A 14,296-nucleotide genomic window follows, 5' to 3' on the forward strand; every position below is an offset into this window, starting at 1 on the left:
GCCCCTGCACCTGCCAGACGAGCCCGCGCCCGCGCAGCTCCGCACGCAGGCCTCGCGCCTCGACCGCGCGCACCATGGCGGCGGGCGGATGCAGGTAGGAGCGGAAGCCCGAGCCGCGCCGACGGGAGGCGGCGGTCTCGAGCGCGCACACGGCGCGGGTGACGGGGTCGCGTCGCGGGTGGGTGAACGCGAGCCGCGCCCGGCAGCGGTCGGCCGCCGCGGTCAGCAGCCGCTCGAAGTCGGGGTAGCAGCACACGACGCGGTGGAGGACGACGAGATCGGCCGGCTCCACCGCGGCGGGATGCTCGGCGAGGTCGATGATGCGGCGCTGCACCCGGTCGCTCACGCCCGCCTCTGCCGCGAGCAGGCCCGCCTGCTCGTCGTAGGCGGCGGAGAGCTCGAGCGTCGTCACGCCCGCGGCGCCGCGACGGAGCAGCTCGATGCCGATCTCGCCGACCCCGCCGCCGATCTCGAGCACGCTGGCGCCGCGGATGTCGTCCGAGGCGAGGTAGTCGACGAGCCGCCGCTCGGGACGCGTGAGGCCGCGTCGCCGGTAGCGCCTCGCCATGCGCTCCGCGAAGGCGGCGTCGAACTCCGCCGCGTAGCCGTCCGGCTCGCAGCGGCACTCGTCCATGGCCACCAGTATGCGCTCCGGGCCGCGCGGGCGACAGCGGTCCGCGCCGCAGCGCCGGACCTCAGCGCGCGAGCCGCTCCAGGAGCTGCTCGTGGAGCGCCCCGTTCGTAGCGAGCGCCGAGCCGTGCCAGGGCCCGGGCAGTCCCTCCGCCGAGGTGAACCGTCCGCCCGCCTCCTCGATGACCGGCACGAGCGCCGCCATGTCGTAGGGCTTGAGGTCGAACTCGGCGACCGCGTCGACCTTCCCCTCGGCGAGCAGCATGTAGCTCCACGCGTCGCCGTACGAGCGCGCGCGCCACACCTCCCGCTGCAGCTCGATGAGCTGGTCGATGCGGCCCGCACCGTCCCACCCCTGGATCGCGTTGTACGAGAGCACCGCATCCGACAGCCCGGCGACCCTCGAGACGCGGAGGCGCCTCGGCTGCGCGGGATCCGTCCACGCGCCCGAGCCCTCGGCCGCCCACCACCGGGCGCCGAGCGCGGGGGAGGAGACGACGCCCACGACGGGGCGACCGTCGACGGCGAGCGCGATGAGCGTCGCCCAGATCGGGGCGCCCCGGAGGAAGTGCGCGGTCCCGTCGATCGGGTCGACGATCCACTGCCGCTCGGTGCTCCCGCCCCGATCCTCCGTGCCGTACTCCTCGCCGAGGATCCCGTCGTCGGGCCGCTCCTCGGCGAGGATCGCGCGGATGCGCCGCTCGACCGCGCGGTCGGCGTCGGTCACGTGGGTCGTGTCGGCCTTCGTCGAGATCTCGAGGTCCTGCGCCCCGAAGCGCGCCATCGAGATCGCGTCCGCCTCGTCGGCCATGCGGAGGGCGAGCGCGAGGTCGTCGTCGTAGCGGGTCACGCCCTCCAGCGTAGGCGGCGCGTCACTCCTCGTGGCGCTGCTGGCGCGCCGCGACGAGCGTGCCGAGCAGCCGCTGCATCGAGTCGACGCGGCGCTGCCCGAGGCGCCCCTCGCGTGCGGCGATCGTGAGCTCGCAGAACTCCTCGCCCGGCAGGTGGCTGCAGCCGCGCGGGCACTCCTCGGCGACCGCTGCGAGGTCGGGGAAGCCGCGCAGCACGTTCGCGGTCGCGACGTGCCCGAGCCCGAACGAGCGCACGCCGGGGGTGTCGATGATCCACCCGGAGCCGAGCTTGAACGAGACGGTCGACGACGACGTGTGCCGGCCGCGGCCGGTGACGGCGTTCACGTGCCCGACCGCGCGCATCGCGCCGGGCACGAGCGCGTTCACGAGCGTCGACTTGCCGACGCCCGAGTGCCCCACCGCGACGGTCGTGTGGCCGTCGAGCCGCTCGCGCAGCGCCTCGACCGGCGGATCGTCGATCGACGAGCGCCACACCTCGATCTCGAGCCCCGCGAAGTGCGCGAGGAACGGCTCCGGGTCGGCGACGTCGGTCTTCGTGACGACCATGATGGGCGTGATGCCGGCGTCGAGCGCCGCGACGAGGTAGCGGTCGATGAGCGCCGGCCGCGGCTCGGGGTCGGCGGCCGCGACGACCATGAGGAGCACGTCGGCGTTCGCGACGATGACGCGCTCGACGACGTCGGTGTCGTCGGCCGAGCGGCGCAGCACGGTCGCGCGCGGCTGGATGCGCACGATCCGGGCGAGCGAGCCCTCCTCGCCGCTCGTGTCGCCCACGACGTCCACCCGGTCGCCCGCGACGATCGCCTGCTTGCGCAGCTCCCTCGCGCGCGCGGCGGTCACGACCGCCTCGTCGGGCTCGCCCACGCGCACGGCGAGCGTGTAGCGCCCGCGGTCGACCGCGGTCACGATGCCCGTGATCGCATCCTCGTGCTCGGGGCGGTGCTTCGAGCGCGGCCGGTTCGCCTTCGGGTTCGGCCGCTCCCGCACGCTCGACTCGTCGTACTGCTCGTACGGGTCCTCGTAGTCGCCGAGCCAGCTCATGCGCTCACGCCGCCGGAGCCCTCGAGCATCGCCGACCACAGCTCCGGGAACTCCGGGATCGTCTTCGAGGTCGCGCCGATGTCGTCGACCTCGACGCCCGGCACGCGCAGGCCCACGACCGCGCCGGCCGTCGCGATGCGGTGGTCGGCGTACGCCGCCCACGTGCCGCCCGAGAGCGGAGCCGGCTCGACGCGGATCCCGTCCGGCAGCGCCTCTGCGCGGCCGCCGAGCGCCGCGATGTCGTCGACGAGGGCGCGGATGCGGTCGGTCTCGTGCCCGCGGATGTGGCCGATCCCCGTCACCTCGACGGGCGCCGACGCGAGCGCGCCGATCGCGACGATCGTGGGCGCGAGCTCGCCGGCGGCGCGCATGTCGAGCCGGGCGCCCGGGATCGCGCCGCCGAGCGCCTCGACCGTGAGCGAGCCGTCCGCGACCCGCGACGTCGCGCCGAACGCCGCGAGCAGCTCGGGCAGCAGGCGCCCCACCTGCGTCGTCTGCGCGGGCCAGCCGTCGAGCACGACGCGGCCGCCGACGACGACCGCGGCGGCGAGGAACGGCGCGGCGTTCGAGAGGTCGGGCTCGATGCGCTCGTCGAGCGCCCCGATGGCGCCGGGCTCGACGCGCCAGGACGCCTCGCCGGCCTGGCGCGCAACGACGCCGCGCTGCCGCAGGGCCTCGAGCGTCATCTCGATGTGGGGGAGCGACGGCAGGCTCGCGCCGCGGTGGTGCAGGGTGAGCCCCTCGTCGAAGCGGGCGCCGGCGAGCAGGAGCGCCGACACGAACTGGCTCGACGCGCTCGCGTCGATCGTCACCTCGCCGCCGCGCACGCCGCCGGCGCCGTGCACCGTGAACGGCAGGCGCGGCTCGTCGGCGTCGACGCGCACGCCGAGCGCCCGCAGGCTGTCGATCGTCGTCGCCATCGGCCGCTCGCGCGCGTGGGGGTCGCCGTCGAACGCGACAGGGCCGTCGCCGAGCGCCGCGACGATCGGCAGGAACCGCATCGCGGTGCCCGCGAGGCCGCAGTCGATCGCGGCGCCGCCCGTGATCGGGCCGGGGGTGATCGCGAGGTCGGGGCCGAAGCGCCCGTCGCCCGGCACCTCCCGGATCGTCGCGCCGAGCGCGCGCAGGCCCTCGACCATGATGCGCGCGTCGCGGCTGCGCAGCGGGCGGTGGAGCGTCGAGGTGCCGTCGCCGAGGGCGGCGAGCAGGAGCGCCCGGTTCGTGAGGCTCTTGGAGCCCGGCAGCTGCACGCGTGCGTCGAGCCGCGCCTTCGCGGTCGGAGCGGTCCAGGGCCGGGAATGATCGAGCGGTGCCATCGGTTGCAATCTATCGGTCAGGACGCGAAGCGGAGGAGGGCCGGGTGCCGACAGCGACACTAGACTCGCCCGCGATGGCAAGCGAGAGAACCGAAGCGGAGAAGCGCGACGACTTCACGGAGCAGGCGATGCAGTACGCCGACCAGCTCTATGCGGCCGCCATGCGGATGACGCGCAACCCCGCGGACGCCGCGGACCTCGTGCAGGAGACGCTGCTCAAGGCCTACGCGGCGTACGACTCGTTCAAGCAGGGCACGAACCTGCGGGCTTGGCTGTACCGCATCCAGACCAACACCTACATCAACACCTATCGCAAGCAGCAGCGACGGCCCTTCGAGGCGCCGCTCGACGACATGGAGGAGTGGCAGGTCGGCGATGCCGACTCCATCACGGCCACCTCGGCGCGCAGCGCCGAGGCCGAGGCCATCCACCGGATGCCGTCGGGAGCCGTGAAGGATGCGCTGCAGGCGGTGCCGGAGGACTTCCGCATGGCGGTCTACTGGGTCGACGTCGAGGGGCTCAGCTACGCCGAGACCGCAGAGGTCATGGAGACCCCCGTCGGCACCGTCATGAGCCGGCTCCACCGCGGCCGGAAGCTGCTGCGAGGCCTGCTGGCCGACTACGCCCGCGAGCAGGGCATCGGCGTGCAGGATGCGAACCCGAAGGAGAAGCAGCCGTGAGCGAGACGCTGGAGGCGAAGAGGGACTGCGCCGAGGCGCGGGCCGCCCTGGAGGAGTACCTCCACAACGAGCTCTGCGCCGAGGACGCGGCCGACGTGCGCGCGCACCTCGAGACGTGCGAGGAGTGCTCGGCGGAGCACCACGTGGGCGAGATGCTCACGGCCGCGCTGCAGGGCGCGTGCAAGGATCGCGCTCCCGAGGAGCTGCGCGAGCGCCTGCTCGCGAGCCTGCGCGCCGCGCGGGCGCAGCACTCCTGACGCGGACGAGTCGAAGGGCGGGACCCACCGGGATCCCGCCCTTCGACGTCCTCGTGGCGCTCAGGCCGCGACGCGCTCGTCCTCCTGCGGCGCATCCGCCGCCTGCTGCACCGCGATCGGCCCGGTCGTCGGCCGCTCCTCGCCGTCGCCGAGGTAGCGCTCGGTGCCGGCGAGCGTGAGGAACGCGGGGTAGGCCTCCTCGAGCGCCGTCTCGCGGAAGAGCTCGATCGCCTCGCGGAAGCGGTTGCCCGGCTCGGAGCCGAACGCGGGGGCGAGCTCGTCGACGATCCGCTCGCAGCGCTCGCGCGTCACCGTGCGTCCATCCGAGGTCACCGACTCGTTGTGGATCCACTGCCACACCTGCGAGCGCGAGATCTCGGCGGTCGCCGCGTCCTCCATGAGGGAGTGGATCGCGACGGCGCCGTGGCCTCGCAGCCACGCCTCCATGTAGCGGATGGCGATCTCGATGTTCGAGCGGAGCCCCGCGTCGGTGATCTCGCCGGGCGTCGTCGAGAGGTCGATGAGCGCGGCCGCGTCGACCTCGACGTCCTCGCGCGAGCGGTCGAGCTGGTTCGGCCGGTCGCCGAGCACCGCGTCGAACGCCGAGCGGCACGTCTCGACGAGCCCGGGGTGCGCGACCCACGAGCCGTCGAACCCGTCGCCGGCCTCGCGCGCCTTGTCGCCCGCGACCGCCTGGAGCGCCCGCTCGGTCGCCTCCGGGTCCTTCGCGCTCGGCACGAAGGCCGCCATGCCGCCGATCGCGTGCGCGCCGCGACGGTGGCACGCCCGCACGAGCTGCTCGGTGTACGCGCGCATGAAGGGCGCCGTCATCGTGAGCTGCGCGCGATCGGGGAGCACGAACTCCGGGCCGCGGAGGCGGAACGCCTTGATCATCGAGAACAGGTAGTCCCAGCGCCCGGCGTTGAGCCCCGCGGAGTGCTCGCGCAGCTCCCACAGGATCTCCTCCATCTCGAACGCAGCCGTGATCGTCTCGATGAGCACGGTCGCGCGGATGGTGCCCTGCGGCAGCACGAGCAGCTGCTGCGCCATGCGGAACACGTCGTTCCAGAGGCGCGCCTCCTCGTGGTTCTCGAGCTTCGGCAGGTAGAAGTACGGGCCGCGGCCGCGGGCGATGAGCTCCTCGGCGTTGTGGAACACGTGCAGCCCGAAGTCCACGAGCGAGCCCGACATCGGCTTGCCGTCGACGATGATGCGGTGCTCGTCGAGGTGCCAGCCGCGCGGGCGCACGACGATCGTCGGCGTCTGCTCGGCCGTCACGCGGTAGTGCTTGCCCTCTGGGCTCGTGAACTCGATCCGATCGCGGATCGCGTCCTGCAGGTTCACCTGGCTCGCGATGACGTTGCGCCACAGCGGGCTCGAGGCGTCCTCGCAGTCGGCGAGCCACACCTTCGCGCCCGAGTTGAGCGCGTTGATGGTCATCTTGCGCTCGATCGGGCCGGTGATCTCGACCCGGCGGTCCTCGAGGCCCGGCGCCGGCGGGGCGACCCGCCAGCTGCCGTCCTCGCGGATGCGCCGCGTCGACTCGAGGAAGCCGGGCGTCTCGCCGTCGGCGAGCGCGGCGCGGCGCTTGCGCCGGTTCTGCAGCAGCTGCTGGCGCGAGCACTCGAACGCGTCGTGCAGCTCGAGCAGGAACGCGAGCGCGTCCCGGGTGAGGACCCGGTCCTGGCCCTCGGCGGTGGCGGTGATGCGGATGCGGTCGTCCATGATCGTCCTCCTTCTCTCGTCTGCGTCGGTGACGGCCGGGCGGCTCAGTGGAACTGCTCGGACTCGGTCGAGCCGGCGAGCGCGAGCGTGCCCGAGTCGGGGTTGAGCGCGGTCGCGACCATGTCGAACCAGCCGGTGCCGACCTCGCGCTGGTGCTTCGTGGCCGTGTAGCCCTGCGCCTCGGCGGCGAACTCGCGCTCCTGCAGGTCGACGTACGCGGTCATGTCGTGCTCCGCGTAGCCCTTGGCCAGGTCGAACATCGAGTGGTTGAGGGCGTGGAAGCCGGCGAGGGTGATGAACTGGAAGCGGAAGCCCATCGCGCCGAGCTCGCGCTGGAACTTCGCGATCTGGTCGTCGTCGAGGTGCTTCTTCCAGTTGAACGACGGCGAGCAGTTGTAGGCGAGGAGCTGGTCGGGGAACTCGCTCTTGATGCCCTCCGCGAAGCGGCGCGCGACCTCGAGGTCGGGCTTGCCGGTCTCCATCCACAGCAGGTCGGCGTACTCGGCGTACGCGCGGCCGCGGGCGATGCACGGCTCGATGCCGTTGCGCACCTCGTAGAAGCCCTCGGACGTGCGGCCGCCGGTGAGGAACGGGCGGTCGCGCTCGTCGACGTCGCTCGTGAGCAGGGTCGCCGCCTCGGCGTCGGTGCGGGCGATGATGACCGAGGGCACGCCTTCGACGTCGGCGGCGAGGCGCGCGGCGTTCAGCGTGCGCACGTGCTGCTGCGTGGGGATGAGCACCTTGCCGCCCAGGTGGCCGCACTTCTTCTCGCTCGCGAGCTGGTCCTCCCAGTGCACGCCGGCGGCGCCCGCGGTGATCATGCCGCGCATGAGCTCGAACGCGTTGAGGGGTCCGCCGAAGCCGGCCTCCGCATCCGCCACGATCGGCGCGAGCCAGTCGGCGACCGTGCGCTTGCCCTCGCTGCGCTCGATCTGGTCGGCGCGCTGCAGGGCGTTGTTGATGCGGCGCACGACCGCGGGCACGGAGTTGGCCGGGTAGAGCGACTGGTCGGGGTACGTCTGGCCCGAGAGGTTCGCGTCGGCGGCGACCTGCCAGCCGGAGAGGTAGATCGCCTCGAGGCCGGCGCGCACCTGCTGCACCGCTTGGTTGCCGGTGAGCGCGCCGAGCGCCCGCACGGGCTTCTCGTCGGCGTGCAGGCGCTCGAAGAGGCGCTCGGCGCCGCGACGCGCGAGCGTGTGCTCCTCGACGACCGTGCCGCGCAGCCGAACGACGTCGGCGGCGGAGTAGTCGCGCTTGATGCCGTTCCAGCGGGGGTTCGCCGCCCACTCGAGCTCGAGCTCGGCCGCCTCGGCCGCCAGCTGGGTGTCGTGCTGCTCCGTCATGGTGTCCTCCTGTGTGCTGCGCCGCGCATCGGTCCCGCGACGTCGTCCTGCCACCACTCTGCGTGCAGAAACGCGCGAGGTACCGCGATTACGCGAGTGAAGTTCGTCATTTCTGCCACAATGCGCAGAACGTGCCGTATCGTGCTCGCATGACCGCACCCCGCACATCCGCCGGCTCGTGGGACCGGCCCGCGCGCGAGACGGCGGCGTCGAGCGCCGTCGACGCGCTCCAGCTCGGCAAGGCGCTCCGCCACGCCCGCAAGCAGGCCGGGCTCACGCTCGACGCCGTGCACGCCGCGATCGGGCTCGCGCCCTCGCAGCTGTCGGGCTTCGAGACGGGCAAGCGCGAGGCGAGGTTCTCGCAGCTCCAGCAGCTCGCCGGGCTCTACGGCGTCGGCCTCGACCAGCTCACCGGCACCGCGCCGCCGTCGCGCCGCGCGGCGCTCGAGCTGCGGCTCGAGCGCGCGATGCAGTCGTCGATGTGGCAGCAGAAGCAGCTGCCGACGATGCGCATCGGGCCCCGCACGCCCGACGACGTGCTCGAGACGATGCTCGCGCTCGTCGACGAGCTCGAGCGCGTCGCCGAGGAGCGGGTCGCGACGCCCGAGGAGGCGCGGCGCGCCAACACGCAGCTGCGGGCCGAGATGCGGGCGCGCGACAACCACTTCCCCGAGATCGAGGCGGAGGCGGCCGCGATGCTCCAGCGCGTCGGCTACCAGGCCGGACCGCTCTCGCAGCACCTGATCGCCGCGATCACCGAGCGGCTCGGGTTCTCGGTGCACCACGTCGGCGACCTGCCCCACTCCACGCGCTCCGTGACCGACCTCAAGCGCAAGCGCATCTACCTCTCCCGCTCCTCGCGCACGGACCACGATCCCCGGTCGGTGCTGCTGCAGGCGCTCGGCCACCACGTGCTCGGCCACTCGGTGCCCGCCGACTACGGCGGCTTCCTGCGGCAGCGCATCGAGACGAACTACTTCGCCGCGGCCCTGCTCATGCCCGAGCGCACCGCGGTCGACTTCCTCGCGAGCGCGAAGCAGGAGCGCCAGCTCGCGGTCGAGGACCTCAGGGACGCGTTCGCGGTGTCGTACGAGGCGGCCGCCCACCGGCTCACGAACCTCGCGACCGTGCACCTCGGCATCCCCCTGCACTTCCAGAAGGTGCACGAGTCGGGGATCATCTACAAGGCCTACGAGAACGACGGCGTCACGTTCCCCGCCGACCACACCGGCGCCATCGAGGGGCAGCCCGTGTGCAAGCACTGGACGAGCCGCGAGGTGTTCGACGTCGCCGACAAGGTGAACGCGTTCGAGCAGTACACCGAGACGCCCGCCGGCACGTTCTGGTGCACGGCCATGACGGAGCGGAGCCCGTCAGGGGAGTTCTCGCTGTCGATCGGGGTGCCGTTCGCGCACGCGAAGTGGTTCCGCGGCCGGGGCACGAAGGAGCGCTCGGTCTCCCGGTGCCCGGACCCGTCGTGCTGCCGCACGCCGCCGCCCGAGCTCGCCGAGGCGTGGGCGGGCCAGGCGTGGCCGAGCGCGAGGGCGCACTCGCACCTGCTCGCGGCGCTCCCGCCGGGCGCGTTCCCCGGGGTCGACGAGACCGAGGTGTACAGCTTCCTCGCGTCGCGGGCCTAGCCGGCGCGCTGCGGGGCCGGCGCGTCGGAGTCCTCGAGGAGCTCGAGCGCGCGCCGCAGCACCGTGCTCGACGTGTGCGCCGTGTAGGGGAAGTAGACGACCTCGACGCCGACCTCGGCGAGCTCGCGCTCGAGCCGCAGGCCCTGCTCGGTGCCGCGCCAGTCGTCGCCCTTGAAGAAGTGCGTGAAGCGCACCTCGCGCCAGGTGTCGAGCTTGTCGGGCACGGTCTCGATGTGCACGCGGTCGACGAAGCGGATGGCGCGCACGATCTCGGCGCGCTCGAAGGTCGGGATGACGGGGGTGACGCCCTTGACCTGCCGCAGCATCTCGTCGCTCACCACTCCGGCGATGAGCGTGTCGCAGTGGTCGCGCGCGTGGCGGAGGAGGTTCAGGTGGCCGACGTGGAAGAGGTCGAAGCCGCCGGCCGCGTAGCCGATGCGGTGGCTCATCGCACCTCCCGTGGAGTTCCAGAACGACGTTATGCCGATTCCTGCAGGCTAGGCAACGCGCGAGCGGAGCCGCAAGGGATCGCCCCGCTCGCGGCCCCTGGGTCGGCTCAGGGTCGGCTCAGGCGGAGGCCGCCGGGCGCGCGTACTCGAAGTCGTCGAGCCCGAGCGCTCCCATGACGCGACCGCGCGCGAACCACAGGCGGCGGCGATAGGTCGCGCTCGCGCCCACGTCGCCGCGGAGCCGCGCGAGCGCCTCGCCGGCCGCGAAGGCCGGCATGCGGATGAGCCCGCCCACGAGGAAGCCCGCGCGCTTCGCCATCCGACTGCCCGGGGTCTCCGCCCGCGTGTAGAGGCGAGCGCGCACCTGTCCCTGGCAGATCGCACGGCGGCGCACGAAGGCGAGGGTCGTGCGCTCGGGCGCGATGTCGTCCCTCGCGACCGATTCGGCCGAGGCCACGATCGTGCCGCCGGCGGCGATCAGGTCGCGCCCGAACTGCACGTCGGAGCCGCCCGAGAGCCCGAGCGAGACGTCGAACCGCACGTCGAGCTCGCGCACCCGATCGGCGTCGATCAGGACGTTGCCCGTCTTCAGGCCGGGGAGCCGCTCGCCCGTCGGGATCAGCGAGCGCCGCATGAACCCGCCCGCCGCGATCCACGGGTCGGTGCCCTCGGGCCACACGTAGCGCACGTAGCCCATGACGACCGCGGGGCGGTGCGCGGTCCACGCATCGACGAGCCCCGCGAGCCAGCCGTGCTCCGGCTCGAGGTCGTCGTCGATCATCACGACGAGCTCACCGGGCGCGGCGGCGTCGAGCGCCGCCTGCCGGGCGGCGGCGATGCCCGGCGTCGGCTCCGCGACGTGCTCGACGCCGAGCTCTCGCGCCGTCGACGCCGCGGACAGGTCGGGGTCGTTGTCGACGAGCAGGATGCGCCACGGCAGGTCGATGCGCGCGGCCTCCTCGCGGATGCGCGTGACCAGGTGCGGCAGGAGCCCCGTCCGGCGGTACGTCGGCACGGCGACGAGCACGCGCCGCTCGTGCAGGGCCGCGCCGCTCATCGCGGCAGCCGCCGCTCGCGTCGGTCCGCGACCGCCCGCAGGAACGCGGTGCGGTGCGCGGCGCCCACGTCGTCCCACTCGCGCGCGGAGAGGTCGGGCGGCGCGGCAGGCGGGCGCTCGGCCGCCTCGGCGAAGCGGCGCAGGTCGTCGCCCGTGAGCGGCGGCTCGAACGCGGTGATCCAGCCCGGGCCGACCTCGGCCGCGAGCTCCTCGGTCGTGGGCGTGCGGGGCACGAGCACAGGGCGGCCCAGCGAGAGCGCGGCGAGCAGGCTGCCCGAGTTCTGCATGGCCAGGAACGGTAGCACCACGCCCGCCGACCGCAGCACGGACGACGCGAAGTCGCGGTCCGGCAGGTGCCGGAGGTCGAGCTCCACCCGGGCATCGCGTGCCGCACGCGCGCGGACCTCCCGCTCGATCACCGCGTCCGCGGGCAGCCCGGCCACCCGCAGCCGGAGGTCCGGACGCGCATCCGCCGTGCTCGCGAACGCGTCGAGCAGCGCCTCGACGCCCTTGTAGGGGCGCACGAGGCCGACGAACGCGAGGGTGCCCGGCTCGGCGTCGATCGCGGGTGCGTCGGCGAACCAGTCGCGGTAGTGGCCGTGGCGGATGACCGTCGCCGGAGCGCTCGAGGGCCCGGCCGCGTGCTCGGTGAGCAGGATGCGGTGGTCGGTGCGGCGGTCGAGCCAGGCGAGGAAGCGCCGCTCCCAGTCGGCGCGCGCCTCGTGCGGCGCGTCGTTGTGCACCGTGCGCACGACGGCGACGGGCGTGAGCGCGAGGCGCATCCGCAGCGCGAGCGCGAACGCGCGCCGCGCGAGCGCCCGCGCGGGGGTGCTCCCGCCGAGGAGGGTCTCCGGCCAGTGGAGCTGCAGCGCGTCGTAGCGCCCGAAGAGCGCGCGCCGTCGGTCGAAGCGCATGTGCTCGACACCGGGCGTGCGCTCGAGCGCCGCGTCGAGCATGCGGATGTAGGGATTCGTGGTCGCGCGGGGCGGCCCGAACGACTGCATCACGCGCACCGGCCGATCCCTCGAGCGCGCGCGGTGCGACATGCGCCACATTCTGACCCATCTTGCGCGGTGGTGGCCACGGAGTCCTAGACTCTCGGCGATCGCACCGGACGCCGCCACCGACGTCCTCGCGAGAGCGCGACAGGGGTGTCGGCATGACGGAATCCTTCTCCGAGGTGCACCGCCGGCTCGCCTCCGCCCAGAAGGGCCACGCGCGCGGCGCGCCCGCCTACTCGGTGTACGTCAACCGCCGGCTCGGCCGCGTGCTCGCGGTCGCGGCGCATCGCGCCGGCTGGACGCCGAACACCGTCACGGCCGTGAGCGCTGCCCACACCGCTGTCGGCATCGCGCTCCTCCTCGTGCTGCCCGTCGCGTGGTGGAGCGGCGTCGTCGTCGCGCTGCTGCTCGCGCTCGGCTACGCCTGGGACTCCGCGGACGGGCAGGTCGCGCGGCTGCGCGGCGGCGGCACGCTCGCGGGGGAGTGGCTCGATCACTTCGTCGACGCGATCAAGCTCGCGGTGCTGCACCTCGCGGTGCTCCTGGCGCTCTGGCTGCACACGCCGCTGCGCGGCAGCGCGTGGCTGCTCGTGCCGCTGCTGTTCTCCGTCGTGGGCGTCGTGACGTTCTTCGCGATGCTGCTCAACGACCTGCTGAAGGGGAAGGTCGGGGTGCCCTCGACCCACGAGCGCGGCAGCGGCACGCCGCTGCGATCGCTCCTGCTCGTGCCGACGGACTACGGGGTCCTCTGCCTCGTCTTCGCGCTCTGGGGCTCGACGACCGGGTTCCTGGTGGCCTACGGCGCGCTCGCGCTCGCCAACCTCCTGTTCCTCGTGCTCGCCGCGACGAAGTGGTTCCGCGAGATGCAGGCGATCGACCGCGCGCGGGCGGCGCGATGAGCGGGTCGGAGCCGCCGCGGCTCCCACCCTTCGCCGTCGTCGTGGTGAGCTTCGCCTCGAGCGCGCTCCTGCGCCGCTACGCCGCGCGTCTGAGCCTGCCGGAGGGAGGGCGGCTCGTGGTCGTCGACTGCTTCAGCGGCGACGAGGAGCGGGCCCGCGTGCGCGACCTCGCGGCCGAGCACGGCTGGGAGGCGGTGCTGCTCGACCGCAACGCGGGCTTCGGCGGCGGCACGAACGCCGGCGCCGCCCGTGCGCTCGAGCTCGGCAGCGAGGTCGTCGTGGGCCTCAATCCCGACGCCGCCATCGAGCCCGACTCGCTCGAGCGGCTCGTCGCGGCGGTCGCCGCCGACCCCATGCTGCTCGCGTCCCCGATCGTCGTGCGCGGCTCCGGGGAGCCGTGGTTCGCCGGGGCCGACCTGTACCTCGACGACGGCGCGACGCGCGGAGCCGAGGCGCGCGACCGCTTCCCGGACGCGGCCCGGCTGCCGTGGGCGACGGGTGCGTGCTTCGCGATGTCGGCGGAGCTCTGGCGCCGGCTCGACGGCTTCGACGAGGACTACTTCCTGTACTGGGAGGACATCGACCTCTCGCACCGGGCGCTCGACGCGGGCGCCCGGCTCGGGCTCGTGGACGCGCTCGTCGTGCACGACGCGGGAGGCACGCAGGGCACCGCCGTCGCGGACCGCGCGAAGTCGGAGGAGTACTACTACTGGAACATCAGGAACCGCATGCTCTACGCCGTCGGGCACCTCGACGACGAGGGCGTGCGGCGATGGCTGCGCAGCGCGCCGCGCGCCGCGTGGGCCGTCGTCCTGCGAGGCGGCCGACGTCAGCTCGTGACCTCAGCGCGCCCCTGGCGCGCGCTCGTGCGGGGCCTCCGCGACGGGGCGCGGCTCGCGCGGGAGCGCCGGCCCGCTGCGGCTCGCCACCGCGTCCCGGTCGGGAGGCCCTGACATGGCAGCGCACGAGGCCGCGTCGATCCTGCTCGTGTGCGCCGCGAACGTGTGCCGCTCGCCGATGGCCGCGCTCACGCTGCGGCAGCGGTTCGACGGCCTCGCCGCGGTCGACCAGGTGCGCATCGCGAGCGCGGGGGTGAGCGCCGACGCGGGGAGCCCCGTGTGCCCGTCAGTCTCGGCGTTCCACGACGACCCGGAGTGGCGCGAGCAGGCCGCGCGGCACCGCTCGCGCGTCCTCGACGCCGAGCAGGTCCTCGGCGCGACGCTCGTGCTCACGGCGTCGCGCGCCATCCGCTCGTCGGTCGCCGGCGCGCTGCCCGAGCGGCGCGATCGCGTCTTCACGATGCGCGAGGCCGCCTGGCTCGCGCAGGGCTTCGTGCGCGAGCCGGGCGTGCAGGGCGCGGACGCCGTCGCGGCCCTGTGGCGGCACCT

At 73.9% G+C, this 14,296-nt stretch carries 14 protein-coding genes and 1 pseudogene; 6 read left to right on the forward strand and 9 right to left on the reverse strand.

Annotation, left to right across the window (positions count from 1 at the left end):
* The 4 genes from NWP09_RS07460 to aroA all read right to left on the reverse strand — a co-directional run.
* Window positions 1–634: methyltransferase domain-containing protein (locus tag NWP09_RS07460; RefSeq protein ID WP_258274894.1), on the reverse strand; the 634-nt coding region annotated here is incomplete at its 3' end.
* Between the two features lie 61 nt (window positions 635–695).
* Entirely contained in the window at window positions 696–1,481 is a 786-nt protein-coding gene (hisN, locus tag NWP09_RS07465) for a histidinol-phosphatase (RefSeq protein WP_258274895.1), read from the reverse strand.
* Between the two features lie 22 nt (window positions 1,482–1,503).
* Window positions 1,504–2,544, reverse strand: a complete 1,041-nt coding sequence (rsgA, locus tag NWP09_RS07470; protein WP_258274896.1) for a ribosome small subunit-dependent GTPase A — start codon at window positions 2,542–2,544, stop codon at window positions 1,504–1,506.
* Window positions 2,541–3,860 (reverse strand): 3-phosphoshikimate 1-carboxyvinyltransferase, encoded by a 1,320-nt coding sequence (gene aroA, locus NWP09_RS07475; RefSeq protein WP_258274897.1) that lies wholly within the window; start codon window positions 3,858–3,860, stop codon window positions 2,541–2,543. The genes rsgA and aroA overlap by 4 nt, the downstream gene beginning before the upstream one ends.
* 74 nt (window positions 3,861–3,934) lie before the next feature.
* On the opposite strand from aroA, the gene NWP09_RS07480 reads away from it, so the two are divergent.
* Both NWP09_RS07480 and NWP09_RS07485 read left to right on the forward strand, forming a co-directional pair.
* Window positions 3,935–4,540 (forward strand): sigma-70 family RNA polymerase sigma factor, encoded by a 606-nt coding sequence (locus NWP09_RS07480; RefSeq protein WP_258274898.1) that lies wholly within the window; start codon window positions 3,935–3,937, stop codon window positions 4,538–4,540.
* Window positions 4,537–4,797 carry a zf-HC2 domain-containing protein gene (locus tag NWP09_RS07485; RefSeq protein ID WP_258274899.1) on the forward strand — a complete coding sequence of 87 codons (261 nt, stop codon included), beginning with the start codon at window positions 4,537–4,539 and terminating at the stop codon, window positions 4,795–4,797. Before NWP09_RS07480 ends, NWP09_RS07485 begins: the two co-directional genes overlap by 4 nt.
* 60 nt (window positions 4,798–4,857) lie before the next feature.
* Here the strand turns inward: NWP09_RS07485 and aceB are convergent, their stop codons facing one another.
* Window positions 4,858–6,522, reverse strand: coding sequence for a malate synthase A (gene aceB, locus NWP09_RS07490; RefSeq protein ID WP_258274900.1), 1,665 nt, complete (start codon window positions 6,520–6,522; stop codon window positions 4,858–4,860).
* 44 nt (window positions 6,523–6,566) lie between these two features.
* The gene (gene aceA / locus NWP09_RS07495; RefSeq protein ID WP_258274901.1) at window positions 6,567–7,865 is read right to left on the reverse strand and encodes an isocitrate lyase; all 1,299 of its coding nucleotides are present in this window, start codon (window positions 7,863–7,865) and stop codon (window positions 6,567–6,569) included.
* 149 nt (window positions 7,866–8,014) lie between these two features.
* Here aceA and NWP09_RS07500 point away from each other — a divergent pair, with 149 nt between their 5' ends.
* Complete coding sequence (locus tag NWP09_RS07500) at window positions 8,015–9,502, forward strand: helix-turn-helix transcriptional regulator (protein WP_258274902.1); 1,488 nt, start codon at window positions 8,015–8,017, stop codon at window positions 9,500–9,502.
* On the opposite strand, the gene NWP09_RS07505 is transcribed toward NWP09_RS07500, so the two are convergent.
* The 3 genes from NWP09_RS07505 to NWP09_RS07515 form a co-directional block, all read right to left on the reverse strand.
* The gene (locus NWP09_RS07505; RefSeq protein ID WP_258274903.1) at window positions 9,499–9,951 is read right to left on the reverse strand and encodes an adenylyltransferase/cytidyltransferase family protein; all 453 of its coding nucleotides are present in this window, start codon (window positions 9,949–9,951) and stop codon (window positions 9,499–9,501) included. The two genes, NWP09_RS07500 and NWP09_RS07505, sit on opposite strands and share 4 nt — an antisense overlap.
* 118 nt (window positions 9,952–10,069) lie before the next feature.
* The gene (locus tag NWP09_RS07510; RefSeq protein WP_258274904.1) at window positions 10,070–11,008 is read right to left on the reverse strand and encodes a glycosyltransferase; all 939 of its coding nucleotides are present in this window, start codon (window positions 11,006–11,008) and stop codon (window positions 10,070–10,072) included.
* A complete protein-coding gene (locus NWP09_RS07515) occupies window positions 11,005–12,054 on the reverse strand; it encodes a glycosyltransferase (protein ID WP_258274905.1) in 1,050 nt (349 codons plus the stop codon). The genes NWP09_RS07510 and NWP09_RS07515 overlap by 4 nt, the downstream gene beginning before the upstream one ends.
* 113 nt (window positions 12,055–12,167) lie before the next feature.
* Between NWP09_RS07515 and NWP09_RS07520 the strand changes: the two genes are divergently transcribed.
* The 3 genes and pseudogenes from NWP09_RS07520 to NWP09_RS07530 form a co-directional block, all read left to right on the forward strand.
* Window positions 12,168–12,908 (forward strand): CDP-alcohol phosphatidyltransferase family protein, encoded by a 741-nt coding sequence (locus NWP09_RS07520; RefSeq protein ID WP_258274906.1) that lies wholly within the window; start codon window positions 12,168–12,170, stop codon window positions 12,906–12,908.
* Window positions 12,905–13,861 (forward strand): glycosyltransferase family 2 protein, encoded by a 957-nt coding sequence (locus tag NWP09_RS07525; protein WP_258274907.1) that lies wholly within the window; start codon window positions 12,905–12,907, stop codon window positions 13,859–13,861. Before NWP09_RS07520 ends, NWP09_RS07525 begins: the two co-directional genes overlap by 4 nt.
* A 1-nt stretch (window position 13,862) precedes the next feature.
* Window positions 13,863–14,296 (forward strand): annotated as a pseudogene (locus NWP09_RS07530) (hypothetical protein); the annotation flags it as partial.

Source organism: Agrococcus sp. HG114 (assembly GCF_024723325.1).
Taxonomy (GTDB): domain Bacteria; phylum Actinomycetota; class Actinomycetes; order Actinomycetales; family Microbacteriaceae; genus Agrococcus.

Bases quoted from the DNA above. Each gene is read 5' to 3' on its own strand.
- rsgA (WP_258274896.1), bottom strand. From the start codon at position 2,544: ATGAGCTGGCTCGGCGACTACGAGGACCCGTACGAGCAGTACGACGAG.
- NWP09_RS07520 (WP_258274906.1), top strand. From the start codon at position 12,168: ATGACGGAATCCTTCTCCGAGGTGCACCGCCGGCTCGCCTCCGCCCAG.
- NWP09_RS07480 (WP_258274898.1), top strand. From the start codon at position 3,935: ATGGCAAGCGAGAGAACCGAAGCGGAGAAGCGCGACGACTTCACGGAG.
- aroA (WP_258274897.1), bottom strand. From the start codon at position 3,860: ATGGCACCGCTCGATCATTCCCGGCCCTGGACCGCTCCGACCGCGAAG.
- aceA (WP_258274901.1), bottom strand. From the start codon at position 7,865: ATGACGGAGCAGCACGACACCCAGCTGGCGGCCGAGGCGGCCGAGCTC.
- aceB (WP_258274900.1), bottom strand. From the start codon at position 6,522: ATGGACGACCGCATCCGCATCACCGCCACCGCCGAGGGCCAGGACCGG.
- NWP09_RS07510 (WP_258274904.1), bottom strand. From the start codon at position 11,008: ATGAGCGGCGCGGCCCTGCACGAGCGGCGCGTGCTCGTCGCCGTGCCG.
- NWP09_RS07515 (WP_258274905.1), bottom strand. From the start codon at position 12,054: ATGTCGCACCGCGCGCGCTCGAGGGATCGGCCGGTGCGCGTGATGCAG.
- NWP09_RS07525 (WP_258274907.1), top strand. From the start codon at position 12,905: ATGAGCGGGTCGGAGCCGCCGCGGCTCCCACCCTTCGCCGTCGTCGTG.
- NWP09_RS07500 (WP_258274902.1), top strand. From the start codon at position 8,015: ATGACCGCACCCCGCACATCCGCCGGCTCGTGGGACCGGCCCGCGCGC.
- NWP09_RS07505 (WP_258274903.1), bottom strand. From the start codon at position 9,951: ATGAGCCACCGCATCGGCTACGCGGCCGGCGGCTTCGACCTCTTCCAC.